The 14,236-nt window shown below is 62.3% G+C and carries 14 protein-coding genes; 6 read left to right on the top strand and 8 right to left on the bottom strand.

Features of this window, described 5'->3' with window-relative positions; genetic code table 11:
• The first annotated feature begins 77 nt into the window (after positions 1-77).
• The 4 genes from ASE71_RS15040 (at position 78) to moaB (ending at position 4,556) form a co-directional block, all read left to right on the top strand.
• Positions 78-1,094, top strand: a complete 1,017-nt coding sequence (locus ASE71_RS15040; protein WP_060516377.1) for a polyprenyl synthetase family protein — start codon at positions 78-80, stop codon at positions 1,092-1,094.
• 160 nt (positions 1,095-1,254) lie between these two features.
• Positions 1,255-3,090 carry a tetratricopeptide repeat protein gene (locus tag ASE71_RS15035; RefSeq protein WP_060516379.1) on the top strand — a complete coding sequence of 612 codons (1,836 nt, stop codon included), beginning with the start codon at positions 1,255-1,257 and terminating at the stop codon, positions 3,088-3,090.
• A gap of 7 nt (positions 3,091-3,097) precedes the next feature.
• Positions 3,098-4,012, top strand: a complete 915-nt coding sequence (locus ASE71_RS15030; RefSeq protein ID WP_060516381.1) for a 4-(cytidine 5'-diphospho)-2-C-methyl-D-erythritol kinase — start codon at positions 3,098-3,100, stop codon at positions 4,010-4,012.
• A 1-nt stretch (position 4,013) separates the two neighbouring features.
• Positions 4,014-4,556 carry a molybdenum cofactor biosynthesis protein B gene (moaB, locus tag ASE71_RS15025; RefSeq protein WP_034801059.1) on the top strand — a complete coding sequence of 181 codons (543 nt, stop codon included), beginning with the start codon at positions 4,014-4,016 and terminating at the stop codon, positions 4,554-4,556.
• A 293-nt stretch (positions 4,557-4,849) separates the two neighbouring features.
• Here the strand turns inward: moaB and ASE71_RS15020 are convergent, their stop codons facing one another.
• Positions 4,850-5,371 carry a hypothetical protein gene (locus ASE71_RS15020; RefSeq protein ID WP_060516383.1) on the bottom strand — a complete coding sequence of 174 codons (522 nt, stop codon included), beginning with the start codon at positions 5,369-5,371 and terminating at the stop codon, positions 4,850-4,852.
• 175 nt (positions 5,372-5,546) lie between these two features.
• On the opposite strand from ASE71_RS15020, the gene ASE71_RS15015 reads away from it, so the two are divergent.
• Together ASE71_RS15015 and ASE71_RS15010 are read left to right on the top strand one after the other, a co-directional pair.
• Positions 5,547-6,704 carry a PA0069 family radical SAM protein gene (locus ASE71_RS15015; protein ID WP_060516385.1) on the top strand — a complete coding sequence of 386 codons (1,158 nt, stop codon included), beginning with the start codon at positions 5,547-5,549 and terminating at the stop codon, positions 6,702-6,704.
• Positions 6,705-6,925: 221 nt separating this feature from the next.
• Positions 6,926-7,576 carry a ribonuclease HII gene (locus ASE71_RS15010; RefSeq protein ID WP_034801051.1) on the top strand — a complete coding sequence of 217 codons (651 nt, stop codon included), beginning with the start codon at positions 6,926-6,928 and terminating at the stop codon, positions 7,574-7,576.
• Between the two features lie 299 nt (positions 7,577-7,875).
• On the opposite strand, the gene ASE71_RS15005 is transcribed toward ASE71_RS15010, so the two are convergent.
• The 7 genes from ASE71_RS15005 to ASE71_RS14975 all read right to left on the bottom strand — a co-directional run bounded on the left by ASE71_RS15005 (position 7,876) and on the right by ASE71_RS14975 (position 14,220).
• Positions 7,876-8,361, bottom strand: coding sequence for a F0F1 ATP synthase subunit B (locus ASE71_RS15005; protein ID WP_034801048.1), 486 nt, complete (start codon positions 8,359-8,361; stop codon positions 7,876-7,878).
• A gap of 13 nt (positions 8,362-8,374) precedes the next feature.
• Positions 8,375-8,992 (bottom strand): F0F1 ATP synthase subunit B, encoded by a 618-nt coding sequence (locus ASE71_RS15000; RefSeq protein WP_034801046.1) that lies wholly within the window; start codon positions 8,990-8,992, stop codon positions 8,375-8,377.
• A 76-nt stretch (positions 8,993-9,068) separates the two neighbouring features.
• Positions 9,069-9,296 (bottom strand): F0F1 ATP synthase subunit C, encoded by a 228-nt coding sequence (locus tag ASE71_RS14995; protein WP_025426100.1) that lies wholly within the window; start codon positions 9,294-9,296, stop codon positions 9,069-9,071.
• Between the two features lie 82 nt (positions 9,297-9,378).
• Positions 9,379-10,131: a F0F1 ATP synthase subunit A gene (locus ASE71_RS14990; RefSeq protein WP_043620932.1), complete on the bottom strand. Its 753-nt coding sequence runs from the start codon at positions 10,129-10,131 to the stop codon at positions 9,379-9,381.
• Positions 10,132-10,191: 60 nt separating this feature from the next.
• Entirely contained in the window at positions 10,192-10,551 is a 360-nt protein-coding gene (locus ASE71_RS14985) for an AtpZ/AtpI family protein (protein ID WP_034801042.1), read from the bottom strand.
• A gap of 300 nt (positions 10,552-10,851) precedes the next feature.
• Complete coding sequence (locus ASE71_RS14980; protein WP_060516388.1) at positions 10,852-11,973, bottom strand: cell wall hydrolase; 1,122 nt, start codon at positions 11,971-11,973, stop codon at positions 10,852-10,854.
• A 345-nt stretch (positions 11,974-12,318) separates the two neighbouring features.
• A complete protein-coding gene (locus ASE71_RS14975) occupies positions 12,319-14,220 on the bottom strand; it encodes a potassium transporter Kup (RefSeq protein WP_034801041.1) in 1,902 nt (633 codons plus the stop codon).
• Positions 14,221-14,236: the final 16 nt, after the last annotated feature.

Genomic DNA, 14,236 nt, shown 5'->3' with positions numbered 1-14,236 from the left:
GCGGGACAATTCGCCTCTTGCCGCACGGGACACCCCTTCCTATTGTCGAAAGCGACAATGAAAACAGGAGTCCCGGTGTGGGCGTAGTGATACCGCTGGAAGACAGCAAAAACAAACAGGCGTCCGTAAAGCCGCTCGTTGATCTGACCACTGCGGACATGGAGCGCGTCAACCAGCTTATCCTGTCGAAGGCCGGCTCCGACGTTCAGATGATTCCCGAGGTCGCCAACCACCTGATTTCTTCGGGCGGCAAGCGCCTGCGCCCGATGCTGACGCTCGCCTCCGCTGCGATGTTCGGCTACGAGGGCGACGCCCACGTCAAGCTCGCAACCAGCGTCGAATTCATGCACACCGCGACGCTTCTCCATGACGACGTCGTTGACGAAAGCGACCTTCGCCGCGGCAAATCCACCGCACGCACGATCTGGGGCAACCAGGCAAGCGTGCTGGTCGGCGACTTCCTGCTCGGCCAGGCCTTCCGCATGATGGTCGATGTCGGCTCGCTTGACGCGCTCGACGTGCTGTCGACCGCAGCTTCGGTCATTGCCGAAGGCGAAGTGCTGCAGCTCTCCGTCGCCAAGAACATGGAGACGACCGAGGACGACTATCTCCAGGTCATCCGTGCCAAGACCGCAGCCCTTTTTGCCGCCGCGGCCGAAGTTGGGCCGATCGTTGCCCAGACCAGCAAATCGGACCGCAACGCGCTGAAATCCTACGGGATGAACCTCGGCCTCGCCTTCCAGCTCGTCGACGACGTGCTCGACTATGGCGGCTCGTCGAGCGACCTCGGCAAGAATGTCGGCGACGACTTCCGCGAGGGCAAGATCACCCTTCCGGTAATCCTCTCCTATCGCCGCGGGACGGCGGAAGACCGTGCCTTCTGGCGCGAGGCGATCGAAGGCGGCGACAGCAGCGACGCGAACCTCGACAAGGCACTCGGCCTGATCAAGCGCTATGGGGGCTTGAGCGACACCATCGCGCGCGCCCAGCATTACGGCACGATTGCCCGCGATGCGCTGGCGCCGCTGCCGGCGTCTCCCTGGAAATCGGCGCTCACCGAAGTCATCGACTTCTGCATCGATCGCGTCAGCTGACGGGCTCCGGGCAGGTCAGAACGAGCGACAGGATTTTCTTGCCGCGTTGCGCCAAAAAAGCCATTCTGTTCCTCAAGAGTTGCGTTGGGCTATATGTGGCTGACTCCGAAAACAACCCTTAGTGGTGCGAAAGCCGAGCAATCGGCGCGAAAGGTTTGACATGCGGCAAAAGACGATTCTCCGCCTCCTCAGCGGCGCAGCACTGCTGGCTCTCGCTGCTGTCAGCGGCGGCTACCAGGCATTTGCCGAGGAGAAGACCGCAGCCGTCGAGGAAACTGAGCCGTTCGACATCAAGTCGGTCAATACCTTTTCCGGCGCGTTTCTCGCTGCCCGCACCGCCGATACGGACCGCGACTTCGCTTCCGCTACGGAACTCTACCGCATCGCGCTGCAGTTCGAGCCGAACAACAACGACGTCAAGCAGCGGCTGATGATCACGCTTCTGATGGCGGGCCAGTTCGACGAAGGCGCGAAGATTGCCGAGCAGTTGAAGTCCGACCCGGCCGTCGAGCGCATCACGACGGTCATTCGCGCGATCGAGGCGATCCGCAAGCGCGAGTATCGCAACGCACAGAAGCTTCTGAACTACCAGGGTCCGAACGATCTCGACCGGCTGATGAACGGCCTGCTTTCGGCCTGGGCGAAATTCGGCCAGGGCAAGCCGAAGGAAGCACTCGCCGAGATTAACGGCCTTGACGGTCCTGAATGGTTCCGCGTGTTCAAGAACTATCATGCGGGCGCGATCGCGGTTGCTGCGGGTGACAAGCAGACGGCGCGCACCAGGCTCAACGATGCCATTCTCGACCGCGAGGGCGGAAGTGCCGCTCCCGACACCTTCATGCGCGCGGTCGAAGCGCTTGCCCGTTTCGAGGCGCGCGAAGGCAACAAGCAGAAGGCGCTCGATACCGTCGCCGTCGGCGAAAACATGGTCAACAACTACACGCCGCTGCAGGCGCTGAGGACCGATATCGAGAATGGTGTTCCGCAGGAACAGCAGGTCAAGAACGCCACCCAGGGCGCTGCGGCCGTGCTCTTCTCGATCGGTGCGGCACTCAACCGCGACGGCGCCGAGGACATCGTCTCGCTCTACCTGCAGACCGCGCGCCGGCTCGACCCTGACAGCGCCGACATCCTGGTCATGCTCGGCGGCATCGCCGAAAACCTGAAGAAACCGAACGAGGCGATCGAACTCTACAAGGCCATTCCCGAGACCTCGCCGATGCGGCGCGTTTCGGAACTACAGCTCGGGCTCAGCCTCGCCAGCATCGGCAAGGTCGACGAGGCGAAGAAGCACCTGAAGGCGCTCATCGACGTCGATCCGAAGAACATCCGCAACTATCTCGCCTATGGCAGCGTGCTTTCCGACGCCAAGGACTACAAGGAGATGGGCGAACTCTACGATCGCGCCGTCGAACAGATCGGCTCCGTCCCGAAGCGCAGCGACTGGACGGTGTTCTTCCAACGCGGCATCGCCTATGAGCGCCAGAAGCTCTGGGACAAGGCCGAGCCGAACTTCCGCAAGGCGCTGGAGCTCAATCCGGACCAGCCGCAGGTGTTGAACTATCTCGGCTATTCCTGGGTCGACATGAACATCAACCTCGAAGAAGGCCTGGAGATGATCCGCAAGGCCGTCGAGTTGAAGCCGGATGACGGCTATATCGTCGATTCCCTCGGCTGGGCCTATTTCCGCATGAACCGCTTCGACGACGCCGTCGTGGAACTGGAGAAGGCGGCCGAACTGATGGCCGGCGACCCGACGATCAACGATCACCTTGGCGACGCCTACTGGCGCGTCGGCCGCAAGCTCGAAGCCGTGTTCCAGTGGACGCAGACGCTCGAACTGAAGCCCGAGGAAGCCGAGATCCCGAAGATCAAGGCAAAGATCGAGAACGGCTTGCCGCCGCTCAAGGAAACAGTCCCCGCCTCGGCCGATGCCAAGGAAACCGCGCCGAAGAAGGTGACCCCGGAAGCACCGGCGCCGGACAAGAAGTCCTGACCGTTCCATGTCGGAAGGTGACATCGCGGGCTTCGCGCTGACGCGTGCAGCCCTCGCCAAGATCAATCTGGCCCTTCACGTCGTCGGCCAGCGCGCCGACGGCCACCATCTTCTCGAAAGTCTCGTCACTTTTGCCGATCGCGGCGATCGCATCGGTCTCTCGCCGGCGGATGCGGATCGCTTCACGGTTTCGGGCGCGTTTGCCGCCGCGTTGCCGATGGATGCCGGCGCTGAGGGCGGCAATCTGGTTCTGAAGGCACGGGATCTGCTGCGCGCCAAACTGCAGGCGCTTAACCCCGACACGGCCGGGCCGGTCCACCTGCATCTCGAGAAGAACCTGCCGCTCGCCTCGGGCATTGGCGGCGGATCCGCGGATGCGGCGGCGACGCTTCTTGGGCTTCTCGATCTTTGGGGCGCGACGATCGAACCCTCCCGCCTCGGCGCCATCGCGCTGCAGCTCGGAGCGGACGTGCCGATGTGTCTTGCCGGCACGCCACTGCTCGCGAAGGGGATCGGCGAGGACATTACGCCGCTTGCGGATTTCCCCGCGCTACCGGTCGTGCTGGTCAATCCGCTCGTCGCCGTCTCGACGCCGGTTGTCTTCCGGGCCCTCGCCAACAAGACGAACCCGCCGCTCGTTGCGCCTTACAGAGCCGGTACGGCGGCCGAGTGGATCTCTGCCATCGCCACGATGCGCAACGATTTGCAGCTGCCGGCAGAGGGCCTTGAGCCCGTGATCGGCACGGTCTGCAAGGCATTGACCGAAGCCGGATCGGCGCTCACGCGCATGTCGGGCTCAGGCGCCACATGCTTCGGCCTTTTCGACAGCGACGTGCGCGCGGCTGCGACAGCGCGCGCTCTTTCGGAGGCCTACCCCGGGTGGTACGTTCTCGCCTGCAGGACAGTGGGCAAAGGGAAATAGCATGGCCGGTATCGACGAAAAGCGTCCGTTCATTCCTGTCGGGATCGCCATCCTCACGGTCTCCGACACGCGCACGCGCGCCGACGACAAGTCGGGCGACACATTGGAAGCGCGGGTGCGTGACGCCGGCCATCGGCTTGAGGCGCGCGCCATCGTTTCCGACGACAAGACGAAGATCTACGACCAGGTAAAGGCCTGGACGCTCGATCCCAACATCGACGTAGTGATCACGACAGGTGGAACGGGCTTCACCGGGCGGGACGTGACGCCTGAGGCGCTGGAACCGTTGTTCGAGAAGCGCATGGACGGGTTCTCCGAAGTCTTCCACCGTATCTCCTTCGAGAAGATCGGCACCTCGACGATCCAGTCGCGGGCAACTGGCGGCGTTGCCAACGCCACCTTCATCTTCGTCCTTCCGGGTTCGCCCGGTGCCTGCCGTGATGCGTGGGACGGCATCCTCAAGCAACAGCTCGACTATCGGCACATGCCCTGCAATTTCGTGGAGATCATGCCGCGGCTCGACGAGCATCTGAAACGTGGCTGAAGAGCTTGGACCGTTCCGGCTTGGCCGACCTGTTACCTTAGTAACTGACGGTCGCTTCTCCTCTCGTTAGTCTCCAAGCGTTGACACAGCGAGGAACGACCGCCGCACGTTCTATTCCTCGCGCCGCAAGACCCTTCCGCCTCTGTCCCCCAGGCGGAATGCAATGTTGGATACGACGGGTAGCCAGAATGCTGCCCGGATAGAAATCTACCAAACAAGGTCATTTGAGAGCCGCTTGGAGGTGCCGTCCCCCCGGGACTGGCACCTTTAATTTTGCGCGCTACGAACCGGCGTTACCGCCTGGCTTCGACGGCGACCCAGGCCGGAACAAGTTCGGTCGAGAGCTTGCGGACAGAGCGGACATTCGTCATGGCATCCAGGCCCGTATTGCCGCGGGCGGCCGCAAGAGCATCGTTCTTGCGCAGGAGAAAGCCTGTCTCCAGCGGCTTTCCCCGCCGGGTCAGCCGGCGGAAGAGAGGCATGCGATGCAGCCTCGAACCGGAGAAGCGGGCCGGTGCCTTGTTCATCGACACGTACTCGGCCAGTTCATCGATCCAGCGGCCGATCGGGCGGGCGCCCGGCTCCAGCAACATCAGCCATTCGCCACGCGCCGAACCCACCACATCGGCGAGATCCCAATTCCGGCAGAAACGGCATCCAGCGGCATCGGCCACATCGGACGAACCATCCTTCGAACCATGATCGAGGATGATCACATCGCTGACCAGCCCCTCCACGGCGCCGGCAACCAACACAGCAAGCGTCTGCGCCAGTTCGGCTTCGTTGTCGCGGGTTTCCATGATGATCGTGAGCATGGTTTCTCGTAACGCATCGGCACGGCAATTGCTACATCCAGGACATCGACCGAAGCGGTGCCTTGATCGACAAAACCGAAATTCCAATTTTTTGTTCTTGAATTGTTCCCTCATTCGCGATAGGAAAATAATCAGAACAAAACGGGATCAAATATCTGATTCCGGGGAGATTCCAATGACCGAGCTGTCTCAGATCAGGCAGGGTGCCCTTGCGCCCGCCAACACGGCAGATGTGGCCGACGCGATGATGAGCGCAACGGGCCTCCGGATCGACATCGATCGCCGCCGGGGGCGCGGCGCCGGGATCAACATGTCCGGCAGGTTCGAACCGCGCAGCCGCGAGACGTTCGACGACGGTTGGGAAAGCCTGGAGGATCTGCCGCCGTTCAAGACCGAGGTTCAGGTCGAGAAGCCGCGCACGGTGATCACGAGGAACGAGTCTCCCGACATCTCCTTCGACCGCTCGATCAATCCCTATCGCGGCTGCGAGCATGGTTGCATCTATTGCTTTGCCCGCCCCACGCACGCGTATATGGGCCTATCGGCCGGCCTCGACTTCGAAGCAAAACTGTTTGCCAAGCCGGATGCACCGCGACTTCTGGAGCGCGAACTGGCGCGGCAGGACTACAAGGTGAGGCCGATCGCCATCGGCACCAACACCGACCCCTATCAGCCGATCGAGAAGGAGTGGCGCATCATGCGCCAGATCCTCGAGGTGCTGCGGGACGCCAACCATCCGGTCATGATCGTCACCAAATCAGCGATGGTCACCCGCGATATCGATATCCTGGCGCCGATGGCGGAAAAGGGACTGGTGCGCGTCGGCATCTCCGTCACGACACTCGACCGGAAGCTCGCCCGCACGATGGAGCCGCGGGCCTCTACGCCGAGCAAGCGGCTGGAGGCGATACGCATGCTTGCCGAAGCGGGCATCCCGGCCGGTGTTCTCGTTTCCCCTATCATTCCGGCGCTGAACGACCACGAGATCGAGCGCGTGCTCGAAGGCGCAAGGACAGCCGGAGCAACCGAAGCAAGCTATGTCCTGCTGCGGCTGCCGCTCGAGGTCAGCCCGCTCTTTCGCGACTGGCTGCTGCGCAATTATCCGGACCGCTACCGGCACGTCATGTCGCTCATCCGCTCCATGCGTGGCGGCAAGGACTATGACGCCGAATTCGGCAAACGCATGAAGGGCGCCGGCCCCTATGCGTGGCAGATTGGCCGCCGCTTCGACCTGGCGGTCAAGCGCCTCGGCTTCAACCCGACGCGCCGGCAGCTGCGCGACGATCTCTTCGTGCCGCCGCTCGGAACGGGGGTGCAGCTCTCGCTTCTTTGAAGGCTTTCCGGTCGCCTGGGTAGCCATCCCGCAATTTCGTAATCGGCGCGCGGCGAGAGATGATCGCCCCGCACCGCCAGGCGAACCCGATAGCGGGCGCCTCAGATCGCATAGCAGTTCCGGTGCCCCTTACCCGCCGTGGGCCCCGGTAATCCCCCGTCCGCCGCCGCACTCGGACCTGGGGGCTTGAAGAGAATCGGGCGATCATGCGAATTAGACTTATGTCTCGCAGATCGTCCGATTCTCCCCTTTTTCCCGATATCATCGAAGCGCCCGATTTCAGTTTCGAGCTTTCGGCCAAGGGCGATGGCTTCTGGCCGGTCGCCGGAGCAGATGAGGCCGGGCGTGGGCCGCTCGCGGGACCGGTGGTCGCCGCCGCCGTCATCCTCGATCCGGACGCCATTCCCGCAGGCCTCGACGACAGCAAGAAGCTGACGGCGCAGGCGCGCGAAAAACTGTTCGAAGAAATCCTCGCCACGTCCGAAGTGTCGATCGCCTCGGCTTCGGCCGGCACGATCGACGCCACCGACATCCGCAAGGCAAGCCTTGAAGCCATGCGGCGCGCCGTGGCCGGCCTGCCCTCGAACGCACGCTTCGTGCTCGTCGACGGCCGTGACGTGCCGCCCGGCCTCACCTGCCACGCCAAGGCGGTCGTCAAGGGCGATGCGCGGTCGCTGTCGATCGCCGCCGCTTCGATCGTCGCCAAGGTCACCCGCGACCGCATGATGGCCCGTGCCGATCTCGCACATCCCGGCTACGGCTTCGCGCTCCATGCCGGCTATGCGACGGTGACCCACCGTCGCGCCATCGAGACCCACGGCCCCTGCCCGCTGCACCGCATGAGCTTCCGGCCGCTGCGCCGGGACGACTAACCTTTGCGCAATCCCTGACCAGCGCTACGCAGGCGTTTTCGGTTCCGCTTCCGACATATCTCGTCAACAGCTTTTCTCGCGTCAAAAGCCATACCGGCGGCGCGCATGCTGACGTGCGCTACGCTAGCCGTTGAACACTGGTCCTACTTCGGCGGCCGAACCTGATGTGGCGAAACGCCTACGCAAATCTCTGAGTGAGGCTGGCACCACCCATTGTTCGGGCCAGCGCGTTCTCTGCAGACAGGCATAAAAAAAGCCCCGCACGAAGCGGGGCTTTCTTCAATCGAATGTCCGAGCGCTTAGTTCAAGCGTGCCTTGACGTCGCCAAGTGCCTTCTTGAACAGATCGCTCTGGGCGCCGGCGTCCGCCTTGGCGGCAATGACCTTCTCGGCAGCGGCGATCGCGAGATCGACGGCAGCGGAACGAACCGCGTTGATCGCATCGCTTTCGGCCTGCTTGATCTTCTGTTCCGAAAGAGCCGTGCGACGAACGACGTATTCCTCGGTCTTCTGCTTGGCTTCCGCGGTCAGCATTTCGGCTTCGCGCTGGGCCGCAGCGACGATGCCAGCAGCTTCCGCTTCGGCATCCTTGCGCTTGCGCTGGTATTCAGCGACGAGGCCCTGTGCTTCTTCGCGCAGGCGCTTGGCTTCGGTCAGCTCGTTGCCGATCTTTTCGGCGCGGGCGTCGAGCGCCTTGCCGACCATGCCCGGAACCTTGAGATAGGCAATCAGGACGAAGAACAGGATCAGGCCAACGAAGGCATAGAAAGTTGCATCAAGATGCATAGTTCAGTGCTCCTCAGTTGCCAGCCGATGCCTTGACGGCAGCGGTGATCTCGGCCTTGGTGACGGTTCCGCCGATCAGCTGCTTGACGACAGCCGTTGCGGTTTCCTCGGCGATGGCGCCGACGTCGGCCAGTGCTTTTGCCTTGATGTCGGCGATGCGGTCTTCTGCAGCCGAGATCTTCTTGGCAAGGTCGGCTTCGACGGCGGTGCGGTCAGCATTGGCCTTGGCCTTTGCGGATTCGCGGGCGTCGTCGGCGATCTTGTGACCCTTGGACTTGGCGGCTGCCAGGTCCTGCTCGTAGGAAGCGATGGCAGCGTCGGCTTCGCCCTTGAGGCGGGACGCTTCATCGAGATCCTGAGCGATCCGATCGTGACGGGTTTCCAGAATTCCGCCGATGCGCGGAATGATGACCTTCGACATCAGGAGATAGAAGAGGCCGAACGTGATCGCGAGCCAAAGCAGCTGCGATGCGAAATGGGTCGTATCGAAGGGCGGGAACACGCCGGAGCCAGCCTCGCCTTCGTGAGCCACACCCGTTTCGGTGTGCACCTCACCGGCCGCAGCGGCATCGTGTGCTTCGGCGCCTTCAGTGGTGGTTGACTGCTGGGCATAAGCCGCGGTCACAAACATGCTCACCTCCAGGTGCACTCAAGAATATGCGCGGCCGCGACCTTTTGACGGGTCGCGGCCGAAACTCCAGCCGATATTAGACGGCGAAGAGGAGGAGCAGGGCTACGAGCAGCGAGAAGATGCCCAGAGCTTCCGTAACGGCGAAGCCGAATACGAGGCGGCCGAACTGGCCGTCAGCAGCCGACGGGTTACGCAGCGCGCCAGAGAGGTAGCTGCCGAAGATGTTGCCGAGGCCGAGAGCCGTGCCGGCCATGCCGAGGCAAGCGAGACCTGCGCCGATGTACTTTGCTGCTTCCGCTTCCATGTTTGAACTCCTTCGAATGGTGTTGCGGCTTAGGATTGCGCTTCCGGCGGAGGTCCGGCCGGAAGCAAGCGACTGTTATTCCTTAGTGGCTTCCGGGATGGACAGCGTCGTTGAGGTACATGCAAGTCAGTACCGCGAAGACATAGGCCTGGAGGAAGCAGACGAGGAACTCAAGACCGGTAATGGCGACGGTCATGATGAGCGGCAGGATGGCGCCACCGATGCCGACCGCGCCGAGGGCGCTGAGCGAGGTGACGAAGCCTGCGAAGACCTTCAGCGTGATGTGCCCGGCCAGCATGTTGGCGAAAAGACGGACCGAGAGGCTGATGGGGCGGGAAAGGAACGAGATGACTTCGATCGCGACGACGAGCGGCAGAAGGACGCCAGGAACGCCATGCGGCACGAAGAGCTTCAGGAAGCCGAGACCGTGCTTGTAGAAACCGTAGAGAATGACGGTACCGATGACGAACAGCGCCAGAGCGAAAGTGACGATGATCTGGCTGGTGACCGTGAAGAAGTAGGGCATCATGCCGAGCAGGTTCGCCGTCAGGATGAACATGAACAGCGAGAACACCATCGGGAAGAACTTCATGCCGCCGCTGCCGGCACCTTCGCGCAGCATCGAGGCGATGAATTCGTAGGACATTTCCGAGACCGACTGCATGCGGGTCGGGATAAGACCGCGCTGCGACGTCGTCAGATAAAGAAAGCCTGCGGCAACACCCACGGTCGCGACCATGAACAGCGACGCATTGGTGAAGGAAAAGTCCATTCCGCCAATTTCGATCGGGACAATCTTATTGACCAAGAACTGGTGGGTCGGATCGTTTGACACCGCGCTTCTCTTTCGTTCTACCCGCCCGAGAGCGGAAACCGTTTTCTTCGGGGCAACGCCTCAGCGGGCGTCGCCGTCCTTCTTGTCATTCCCAGAACCGCCTCTTCCGGCTTCCGGTGTCGCCACCATACCGGCCGAGCGCAGCACATTCAGCACGCCAGCGCAGAAGCCGAGAAGCAGGAAGATAATCAATCCCCACGGCCCTGTACCCGCAAAGTGGTCCAAAAGATAGCCCAGAAACGCCCCGACAACGATGCCGGCGATGAACTCGCTCGAGAGCTTCATCGCCGCCGCATAACCTTTACGGCTTTCGGCGGCCCTGGCTTCCGCTACATCAGGCGTATTGGGCCTCTTGGCCTCAATCTTGTCGCCGAGCTGCTTCAGCCGCGCTTCCAGACTTTCTTCAGGTTTCTCCGCCACGTGGCTACTCCCTTGTCGTCCTTATCGGGTCTCAGACCGCGATTTCGGTCATACAATAGGCCTTCGCACAAGCCACGTTTCGGCCCCATTTGAAGTCGCGCGCAACATAGTTTTAGGCACCCGCATAGTCAAGGCGTGCAGGTCGCTTGATCGTGGACAATGTTTTCCATGAAATTCAATGGGTTAAGCACACGTTCATCGATCTTCGACAAGGTCGCGGCAGGATTCCGGCCGGAGACCGGCGGGAATCCCCCTTCCGCGTGTGCGCAGGAAAGGCGGCGGAATCGCGTCGGGCGCGGATCAGCTCCAGCCGCCGCCATAGGTGCGATAGAATATATGCATGCCGATCTTGCCGACCCGCTTCATCGTCTTCGCCCACGGCGGATTGACGTAGGTTGCGTGGTAATGGGTGGCAGAGCCCACTTCCGGCAGCCAGATCTTGCCGGCGGTGACGGCCATGGCGACTTCCTTGGCGGTCTTCCAGTGCGAGCGGGAATAAATAAGGTCGCGGATCATGTCGCAGGCGAAGGAAAACTGGCAACGGTTGCGCCAGGCCTTGTTCTGATAAACAACGCCGCAGATGGTCTTCGGATAGGTGGGATTGCGCACGCGATTGAGAATCACTTGCGCGACGGCGGCCTGGCCCTTGAGCGGCTCGCTGCGGGCTTCGAAGTAGATGCCTTCGGCCAGGCAGGTCTGCTCTTCCTTGCTGAAAACCGACCCCGGCAATGCGGTGGCGGCCCAGGCGTGGTCGTCCGGCGCAATCTCGGGAATGAAGCGCCCGGCGTTCCTGTCTTCGCGCAGGATCGAATCGAAGGGCGATTCACGCGCATAGTCCGGCTCGGGCCGGACGTAAGCAGTCGCAAGAATGTCGGGGCGATCGTTGGTAACGAGCTTGGCCAGCATCGGCGAAACGCCGGGCTCCGCCTTTGGCGGCGTCTTCCGGTAGAAGGCGGTGGCGATCTCGATCTCCTTGCCTTCGATGCGGGACTTGGCGAAGACCATCTTCTCCCCCTCCCCCAGGCTTGGCTCCATCAGGGAGCTGGTGCGCTGCAGGATGGAGCCGGCGGAGAAATCCTTCGGCGGCGTTACGGGGGTCACGGCAACGACGCGACCCTTCTTGGCCTGACGGTTGACGCGGTCTTCGTCGGGCGTGCCCGAGTGCTTGGTTTCCGCGGTCAGCGCGACGCGGCTGCCGTCCGGCATGGTGATGCCGGCGCCGCCGTCAAGCGCGCCCGTGGTGACCGGATCGGCAAACACCATTTCGGCTTCGTGGATCGAGCCGGCCGGCGACGGCGTCATATACATGCGCCAGCGCTCGCCGCCCCGGTTGATGCCGGACAGGAAGGTCGCGAGGTCGGCATAGGCCGCAGACGAGGGAAAGCCGAGATAAAGCGCAAGGCCGATGATCGCGGGCGCCATCCAGGCGGACGGGTTCAGGCGAGACTTTAGACGCAGGTTCCGACTCTTACGCACCAACCGACTCCACGCAACGCTATCAGGCGGCACGGCTTCGCCCGCGCCGGCTATGCGCCAGCGTCGAGAATTCCGCGCGGGAAGATTAGACAATCAAGCAACCGGACACTTCGCCGGGACTGCTCCGTTCGTGCTTTGAAAATGAAGCATTAACCTTGATGTTTGGTTAATGCGCGATCGCTGAAAGGTGGATGCCCCCACAACGCAACGAAGCCGCCTCCCCATCGGAAGGCGGCTTCGTTGCGTTGTAGATCCGGCCCATCCCGCGCCCGGCCAAGGACCGGGCAAACGTCAGATGATCACGTGCGAGCCGAGTTCGACCACGCGGTTGGTCGGCAGGCGGAAGTAGTCCGACGGATCGATTGCCGCATTCGCAAGCGCGATGAACAACCGGTCCTGCCAGTGCGGCATGCCGCTCTCGGCATCGGGCACGAGCTTGCGGCGGCCGAGATAGAAGGACGTCGACATGATGTCGAACTTCAGACCCGACTTGCGGAAGAGACCGAGCGCCTGCGAGACGTTCTGCGTTTCCATGAAGCCGAAGCGCATTTCGAGCAATGTGAACCGGTCCGACAACGGCTGCATGCTCACCCGTTCCGACTTCGGCACCTTCGGCGTATTGGCCGTGCGGATCGTCAGGATGAAGTTCTGATTGTGCAGCACGTGGTTGTGCTTGATGTTGTGGAGCAGTGCGGCCGGCGTCGATTCCGGATCGCTCGTCAGGAACACGGCGGTTCCGGGCACGGCCACCGGCGCATGCTCGCTCTTGCGCTCGATCGACTTGATGAAGCTCGCCAGCGGAATGTCGATGTGGCGGGTCTTGGCGTGCAGGATTTCGGTGCCGCGCCGCCAGGTCCACATGATGATGATGAAGGTGGCGGCGATCAGCACCGGAACATAGCCGCCGTCGTGGATCTTCAGCATGTTGGCGCCGAGGAAGATGAACTCCAGCGCGAAGAGCGGCAACAGCACAGCGGCGGCCGCAAGCGCCGACCAGTTCCAGCGCATGCGCAGGAACTCGAAGGAAAGCACCGTCGTCACCACCATCGCGCCGGTCACCGAGATGCCGTAGGCGGTCGCCAGCGATTCGGACGAACCGAAGACGAAGACCAGCGCCATGACGCCGAACATCAGGAGCGTGTTGACGTTCGGCAGGTAGATCTGGCCCGTATGGGTCTCGGACGTATGGAAGATCGCCATGCGCGGCAGGAAGCCGAGGTGGATCGCCTGGCGCGTCAGCGAGAAGGCACCGGTTATCACCGCCTGGCTGGCGATGATGGTTGCCGCCGTCGCCAGAATGACCACTGGCAGCAGTGCCCATTTCGGGAACATCAGGAAGAACGGGTCGGACATCGCTTCCGGGTTCTTCAGGACGAAGGCGCCCTGGCCGAGATAGTTGAGGGTCAATGCCGGAAAGACGATCAGGAACCAGGCCCACTGGATCGGCCGGCGGCCGAAATGGCCAAGGTCGGCGTAGAGCGCCTCTGCACCGGTCACCGTCAGGAAGACGGCGCCGAGCACGATGATGCCGACATAGCCTTCGCTGAGCATGAAGCTCACGGCGTAGTAGGGATTGAAGGCCTTGAAGATCGATAAGTCGTCGGAGATGTGCACGAAACCGATGCCGCCCATCACCAGGAACCAGACGAGCGTGATCGGACCGAAGAAGTTCGAGACCGCCGCGGTTCCCTTCGACTGCACCGCAAAGAGCATCAACAGGATGACCACCGCGATCGGCACGACATATTCCGACAGCGCCGGCGTCACCAGCTTCAGACCTTCGACCGCTGAAAGAACCGACAGCGCCGGCGTGATCATCGCGTCGCCGATAAAGAGCGCGGCACCGGCAATGCCCATGAAGAAGAGGATGGCGGCGTGGCCGTTGGCGGACTTCATCAACAGGGCAAGCAGCGACAGCGTACCGCCCTCTCCCTGGTTGTCAGCGCGCAGAAGAAACAGCACGTATTTGATCGTGACGATGATCGTCAGCGTCCAGATCATCAGCGAGATCAGGCCGATGATCTCCGCATCGGTCACACCGTCATGGGAAACCGGGCGCAACGCTTCGCGAAAGGCATAGAGCGGGCTGGTGCCGATATCGCCATAGACGACACCGATCGAACCAAGCCCGAGAACCAGCAGACGGCGCAGGTCCTTCGGCTCATGAGTGGAAGGGGCATGCGATTGGGTCATGCAAACCTACTGGCGT

Source organism: Ensifer sp. Root954 (assembly GCF_001429005.1).
In the GTDB taxonomy this organism is placed as follows: Bacteria; Pseudomonadota; Alphaproteobacteria; order Rhizobiales; family Rhizobiaceae; genus Ensifer; species Ensifer adhaerens.
This window is presented reverse-complemented; position numbering and strand designations above follow the sequence as displayed.